Consider the following 367-nt stretch of genomic DNA (forward strand, 5'->3'; position numbering starts at 1 on the left):
GTTTCCAGATGGCTTTCATCCCCGACGGATTCCGCTCCCCAGGGCCGCCTCCAAACATCCAATCCCGCCTCCGCTCCCTCCTCCCGCTTTCCTGCTGGTTTTCTCTGGCTAAAGAAATTAAAAGCAAATTTTACATAAAGGGTGAAGGTATTTTCGAAAATGGCTTCGCCTTTTAGTGTAAATCCCCACACCATTTAACATCAACCCTGAAGGCATTTTCGAAAATGCCTTGGCCTTTTACTGTTAATCCCCACCTCAATCCAACAATTCTTTGCTTTTTCTATATATCTTCCCAATCTTTTTTATCTGTAGCTCAGCCGGTAAACAGCCATGAAGACGGGGAATCTGGGGCAGGCGGCCGGGGATG

General features: G+C 47.4%; 1 protein-coding gene. It reads right to left on the bottom strand.

Annotated features, from left to right (window positions below; genetic code table 11):
• Positions 1–194: hypothetical protein (locus GPL15_RS22495; protein WP_215700922.1), on the bottom strand; the 194-nt coding region annotated here is incomplete at its 3' end.
• Positions 195–367 lie beyond the last annotated feature (173 nt).

This window comes from Clostridium sp. MCC353, from assembly GCF_018785315.1.
In the GTDB taxonomy this organism is placed as follows: Bacteria; Bacillota; Clostridia; order Lachnospirales; family Lachnospiraceae; genus CHH4-2.